Here is a 6170-nt window from a genome sequence, read left to right on the forward strand (position 1 = left end):
GCCGCGTGGTAGCGCAGGTTCTGCTCGACGCTGAGGTCCAGGTCCAGGGTGCTTTGCTGAAACACCACCCCCAGCTGGCGCAAGGCCGCGCGTGGCTGGTCGCGCAGCGAGCAGCCACCCACGCGGATGTCGCCTTGTTGCAGGTCGTAGAGGCGTGTCAGCAGGGCGATCAAAGTCGACTTGCCCGCGCCGTTCGGGCCCAGCAACGCGGCAAATCGCCCGGGCGCCAGGCTGAACCCGACCTGTTTGAGCGCCTCGCGCGGGCCGTAGGCGAAGCTCACGTCACTGACCTCAAGGGCGTTCATGGCGTGACCACCACGCCCCAGGGGTAGCGCCCGACCTTCACCGACTTGAGCACCTTGAGGCTTTTGGTATCGATTACCGAAACATCGCCGCTGACCCCGTTGGTGGCCAGCAACTGACTTTGGTCGGGGGTAAACGCCAGCTGCCAGACCCGTCGGCCGACCAGCAGGTAGTCCATTACCTCGTAGGTGCTGGCATCGATCACCGCCACATGGTTGGCCGGGCCCAGGGCAACGAAGGCGTACTTGCCATCGCCACTGAGCTTGATGCCCACCGGCTGCACTTTGTCCGGGTGCACACCCTTGATCTGGAAGTTCAGGGTTTTCAGCACCTGGCGCGTGGCCACGTCGAGGATGGTCACCGTGCCGCCGATTTCCGCCGAAGCCCACAGCCGCGACCCGTCCTGGTTGAACTCGACAAAACGTGGCCGCTGATCGACCAGGGTGCTCTCGGCCAGGGCCTGGGTGCTGGTGTCGATCCAGTGCAGCATGTTGGTGGTTTCGCTGGTGTTGACCGCCCACTTGCCATCCGGGCTCACCGCCATGCCTTCGGGTTCGATGCCGACGTCGATCTGCCCCAGCACCTTGTCGGTCACGGTGTCGATCACCGTTACCAGTGCGTCGTCCTCGTTGGACACGTACAGCCACCGGTCGTTGGGGTGCAGGGCGAATTGCTCGGGGTCCTTGCCGGAGGGCAGTTCCTTGATGATCTTGCGGGTGGCCACGTCCATCACCTGCACCCGGTCCGAGTCGCTGGCGCAGATGTACAGCAGCTTGTTGTCGTGGGATAGCAGCAGGCCGCGCGGGCGCTGGCCGACCGGCAGGGTCTCGGTGACCTCCATGGTTTGCAGATCAATCAGGCTGAGGCTGTTGTCCTTCTCGTTGGAGACCCAGGCGGTTGCAGCCATGGCATGTCCGCTGGCCAGTACCAGGGCGCCCGACAGCAGGCAGGGGTACAGCAGGGCCCGGTGGAAGAGGGAGCGGCGCATGGCGAATTCCTTGTTGTTGTGGTTATCGGGTCAGGGGTAGCTGCAGGTCACTTCGGGTTTGTCGTAGCCCAGGCTGTCCATCTCGTTGAACGGGTGCAGGAAGCCCTCCTGCGGCGAGGTACTGACCAGGGCGCGCGGCTGCACCAGCGGGATCGGTTGGCGCAGCTCGCCGTTCCACGGCCGGTAGCTGAGCTTGCGGCCCTTGAATCCGTCCAGCGGCAACTGTTCGCTGAGCAGCAGTTGCTGCAGTGCGCGTGGCTCGGCCTGGCGCAGTTTGCTGACAGCGCTGGCGATGCTGCGCACGGCCATCCAGGCGGCGAAATCGCGGTCGTTCATCCAGCGCCCGGCCTGGGCTTCGAAACGTTTTTGCAGCTGCGCCGCGCCAAAGGTTTCCACGGTCTTGTGCCAGCCGGTAGGTGTCAGGCCCTGGGTGCCGGCCACGGGGCGTGGGTACCAGGTCTGGTAGGGCAGGTACTCGCCGAAGTCGCCGCGCTCGTCGGCCACCAGCACCACGTCGTATTCGGCGGTCTGGGTGAACAGCGGCATGTCGGCCTGGGCGCTGCGGCGCTGGTCGTTGTCGAAGGTCCAGGTTTTTTCCGCCACCAGCTGCACGCCAAAGCGTTTTGCCGCGCGGCGCAGGGCGGCGGCGTAGGCCTGGTCGTCCTCGGTCTGCCCGACCACCAGCAGCGCCCGCTGCCATTTGCGCACTACCAGCAACTGCACCAGCGCATCAGCCAGCATGGCCCGGCCCGGCAAGCTGTGCAGTACATTGCCCAGGCACTGGTTGCTGCGCAGGCTGTCGTCGGGGCTGCCGGCGTTGAACAGCAGGCTGTCGGGCAGGGCCGCAGACAGCGCGCGCAGGCTGGCGGCAGGGGCGTTCACCACGAACAATCGCAGGCCCTGGTCATGCTGGGCCTTGGCGGCCTGCAGCAGCGCGGCGGGGGTGTCGACATTGGCGCGGGTCAGGTGGAACGCTTGCTGCAGAAAGCGCCCGGTGCTGTTGCTGTCGACGATCGCCAGCTCGGCACCCTGCAGCCCGGCATCGGCGGGCTCGGGGATGATATTGGACAGCAACGGGCCTGGGTCGGGGCGGTAGCCAAGGTAGCCGATGCCAACTTGCAACGCGGCTGCAGCCTGGCCCGCAACCGCGGGCGCCAGGTCGACAGACAGTGTCGCGACCAAGGTCAGCAGGCAGGTCAGGGCAAGGCGGGCAGGCTGGTGCATGACACACTCCACGGCAGATGGCGCCAGCATAGGAAGCCCGCCGGGAGCGGGAAATATGCAGAAAGTACCGCTCGGCCGGTACCAAGGTAGTAATTCGCCACGCAGGCCCCGGTTTTACGATGGTCCCAGCGCCCCTGAGGAGACCCTGCCCATGCGCCTGATCAACCTGACGGCCCTGTGGCGGATCAACCTTTGTGTCACCCTGTGCTTCGCCCTGCTGACGCTGGCCTGTGCCGGGGTGCTGCTGCACCAGGCGGTGGCGGATGTCGAACGTGAGTTGCAGTCCGCCGAAGCCGTAGTGGCCTACCTGGGTGACACCGCCGAACGTGACCCGGCAAGCCTGCAGCCACGGTTGACCCAAAGCCTGCGCCATGTGCGGGTGCACTGGCTGGCGGCGAACCAAACGGCGCGGCTGCCGCAGGAGGCGGGGCTGGATGCCTGGCTGGGCCGCCAGCTGATTGGCGAGCGCCACCACAGCACTCGGCTGCTGAACCTGAAGGACGGGCGCCGGGTGTTGATTGCCGTCGACGCGCGGGATGAGATCGACGAGGTCTGGGAAGCCCTGTTGCAACTGCTGGGCCTGTGTGGCGTGGCTTTGTTGTTGAGCCTGGTGAGCATCCGCTGGGCGGTGCGGCGGGGCCTGGGGCTGCTGGATGAGCTGTTGCAGGCCTTGCGCCAGGTGTCGGGTGGGCAATTGACTGCGCGATTACGCGAGGCGGGCCTGCCCGAGGCTCGGCAACTGGCTGAGCACTTCAACCACATGACGGCCTCATTGGCGCAGGCCCGGGCCGACAACACCCAATTGACCCAGGCGTTGCTGGCCGTGCAGGAGCAGGAACGCACCCAGCTGGCGCAGGCCCTGCACGATGACCTGGGGCAATACCTGGCGGGTATTCGCGCCCAGGGCTGCCTGCTGCGCCTGTCGGCCGAACAGCCCACGGTAGTGCAGCAGACCGCGCTGGCCCTGGAACTCAATTGCGAACGCCTGCAACAGGGCTTTCGCGCACTGGTGCACGACCTGTATCCGGTGGCCTTGCAACACCTGCCCCTGGCCGAAGCCTTCAGCTTGCTGGTGAACCGTTGGCGGGCCAGCCAGGGCATCGATTGCCGCTTGCGGATCGGCGAGCAACTACCGCTGCTGCCCGATTCGAGCAGGACGCATCTGTATCGGCTGCTGCAGGAGGCGTTGACCAACGTTGCCCGGCATGCGGGCGCCAGCCAGGTGCGGATACGCCTGCAACGCTGCGGCAATGGCTTGCGCCTGTTTGTTCGCGACAATGGCCGCGGTGCACGCCAGCCCCAGCGACCTGGGGTAGGCCTGCATTCGATGGCCGAGCGTGCCCGCAGCCTGGGCGGGGAGCTGCGAATCCTCAGCCGCCCCGGTAGCGGCTGGGCGCTGGCCCTGACTATTCCCGAGGAGGTTCGATGAATATTGTCCTGGTCGATGACCATGCCGTGGTTCGCCAGGGTTATGCCAGCCTGCTGCGCGCCGTGTTGCCAGCGATGCAGGTGCGTGAGGCTGCCAGTGGCGAGGAGGCGCTGGCGCGGGTACAGGAGCAGGTGCCCAACCTGGTGATCATGGACTTCGGCCTGCCGGGCATCAGCGGCCTGGAAACTACCCGCCGCCTGCGCCAGCGCCTGCCGCAGCTGCGCGTGCTGTTTTTCAGCATGCATGACGAATTGCCGTTGGTGCGCCAGGCGCTGGAGGCGGGGGCCTCGGGCTACCTGACCAAGAACTCGGCGCCCGAGGTGTTGATCGAGGCGGTGCAGCGGGTGCTGGCGGGGCATGCGTACATTGAGCAGCCGTTGGCTACGCAACTGGCCTGCGCTTCACAGCATGGGCAAAGCGACCCGCGGCTGCAGCGCATGACTCAGCGTGAGCTGGAGATTTTTGTGATGCTGGCCAAGGGGACACCGGTGCGGGTAATCGCCGAGCAGTTGTGTATCAGTGCCAAGACGGTGTCCAATCATCTGACTTTACTCAAAAGCAAGTTGCAGGTCGGGTCGCACGCCGAGCTGGTGCATTTGGGCATTGATCTGGGGGTGGTGAGGGTGGCGGGGTGAATGGAGCCCCGCGCGGCGCTCGATCGCACAGGCGCAGAAAATGCCAGGACGACCACCCGTTCAATCATCCCAACTGTCAGGACACCCCCTGCACCCCTCCATATTGGCCTCCTGAAAATTCCCATAATGCTGCCGCGCCCCACGCAAATCGGCATTCCCCAGGTTGCTCTGGCCAAACTTGGCCTCCTGCAGGTTGGCATCCCCAAGGTTGGCACCTTGCAGGTCAGCCTTGCTCAACCAGGCCATTTCCAGGTCCGCCGCCTGCAGGTTGACCTGCTGCATCTTTGCCCCTGACAGCCTGGCAAACTGCAGATAGGCAGCGCTGAGGTCGGCCTTGGCAAACTGTGCACCCTGGGCGAACAAGCCCCAGCCCTGAATGGCCACCAGCCTGCTATTGGTCAGGTCGGCCAGGCGCAGGTTGCTCTGCTGCAGGCTGGCACGGGTCAGGTTGGCGCCCTGCAAGCGGGCCTTTTCCAGATTGGCCAGGTCCAGCCTGGCGTGGCGCAGGTCGGCATCGCGCAGGTCGGCACCGGCCAGGTTCATCTTGCGCAGGTCCTGGTTGGCCAGGTTGGCGCCGCGCAGGTTGGCGCCCGGGCACTGGCTGGCTTCGGCGATGACGCAGCCATTGATGGTCAGTGGGGTGTCATCGCCGGCGTCGTCACTGGTGACGGCAACGGCAGGGGCGAGTACCAGCAGCAGGGCAAAGGGCAGGTAGTTCATGGCAGAAGGCTCTTGGCGAATGAAGGCAGGTGCGGGGAGCGGCCAGCCACTCCCCGCAGGCGGTCAACGTTGTGCGGTTTTGGTATCCCAGCTCGGGATCTTGAACACCCAGAACGAGCCACCCTGGGCCACCGGTTTGGTCAGTTCGGCCATGTCGCCGCCCCACAACGGCACCGCGCCGCCATAGCCTACGGTGACGCCGATGTACTGCTCGCCATCCTGCTCCCAGGTGATCGGCGGCGAGACGATGCCGCTGCCGGTCTGGAACTTCCACAGCTCCTTGCCCGTCTTGGCATCGAAGGCCTTGAAGAAGCCGTCGCCGGTGCCGGTGAACACCAGGTTGCCCTTGGTCGCCAGCACGCCGGCCCACAGCGGCAGGTGCTCCTTGTGCTCCCATACCAGCTTGCCGGTGCTCGGGTCCATGGCGCGCAGGGTGCCGACGTGGTCGTCGTACATGCGCTTGATGCGAAAGCCCATGCCCAGGTAGGCCGAGCCTTTCTTGTAGTTCACTTCCTCAGTCCAGTATTCCTCTTTCCACTGGTTGCCGGGGATGTAGAACAGGCCGGTGTCCTGGCTGTAGGCCATGGGGTTCCAGTTCTTGCCACCCAGGAACGGTGGCGACACTTCCACCGGCTTGCCCTTGGTTTCACCCGGTAGCGGTTTGGCCGGGCGCTGGCCGGGGTTTTCCACCGGGCGCCCGGTCTTCAGGTCGATATGGCTGGCCCAGGTGATGTTGTCGACGAAGGGGAAGGCGTTCTGCAGTTTGCCGTTGTTGCGGTCCACCACGTAGAAGAACCCGTTACGGTCGGCGTGGCCGGTGGCCTTGACTACCTTGCCGTCCTTGTCCTTGTAGTCGAACAGCACCAGTTCG

General features: G+C 65.4%; 6 protein-coding genes and 1 pseudogene. 2 read left to right on the forward strand and 5 right to left on the reverse strand.

What is annotated here, in order from left to right:
• The 3 genes from HP547_RS09505 to HP547_RS09515 all read right to left on the reverse strand — a co-directional run.
• Nucleotides 1-305, reverse strand: a 305-nt coding sequence (locus HP547_RS09505) for an ATP-binding cassette domain-containing protein (RefSeq protein ID WP_172286167.1), incomplete at its 3' end; no start/stop codon positions are given.
• Nucleotides 302-1291 (reverse strand): YVTN family beta-propeller repeat protein, encoded by a 990-nt coding sequence (locus HP547_RS09510; RefSeq protein ID WP_172286153.1) that lies wholly within the window; start codon nt 1289-1291, stop codon nt 302-304. The genes HP547_RS09510 and HP547_RS09505, both read right to left, overlap by 4 nt.
• 30 nt (nt 1292-1321) lie before the next feature.
• Nucleotides 1322-2515 (reverse strand): ABC transporter substrate-binding protein, encoded by a 1194-nt coding sequence (locus tag HP547_RS09515; protein ID WP_172228691.1) that lies wholly within the window; start codon nt 2513-2515, stop codon nt 1322-1324.
• 151 nt (nt 2516-2666) lie between these two features.
• Between HP547_RS09515 and HP547_RS09520 the strand changes: the two genes are divergently transcribed.
• Both HP547_RS09520 and HP547_RS09525 read left to right on the forward strand, forming a co-directional pair.
• Complete coding sequence (locus HP547_RS09520; RefSeq protein ID WP_172286154.1) at nt 2667-3944, forward strand: ATP-binding protein; 1278 nt, start codon at nt 2667-2669, stop codon at nt 3942-3944.
• Nucleotides 3941-4579 (forward strand): response regulator transcription factor, encoded by a 639-nt coding sequence (locus tag HP547_RS09525; RefSeq protein WP_172286155.1) that lies wholly within the window; start codon nt 3941-3943, stop codon nt 4577-4579. The genes HP547_RS09520 and HP547_RS09525 overlap by 4 nt, the downstream gene beginning before the upstream one ends.
• Nucleotides 4580-4639: 60 nt before the next feature.
• Here HP547_RS09525 and HP547_RS09530 read toward each other — a convergent pair whose 3' ends face one another.
• Nucleotides 4640-5299 (reverse strand): pentapeptide repeat-containing protein, encoded by a 660-nt coding sequence (locus HP547_RS09530; RefSeq protein WP_172286156.1) that lies wholly within the window; start codon nt 5297-5299, stop codon nt 4640-4642.
• Nucleotides 5300-5362: 63 nt separating this feature from the next.
• A pseudogene (gene exaA / locus HP547_RS09535) lies at nt 5363-6170 on the reverse strand (quinoprotein ethanol dehydrogenase); the annotation flags it as partial.

The organism is Pseudomonas sp. CM27 (assembly GCF_013179515.1).
Lineage (GTDB): Bacteria > Pseudomonadota > Gammaproteobacteria > Pseudomonadales > Pseudomonadaceae > Aquipseudomonas.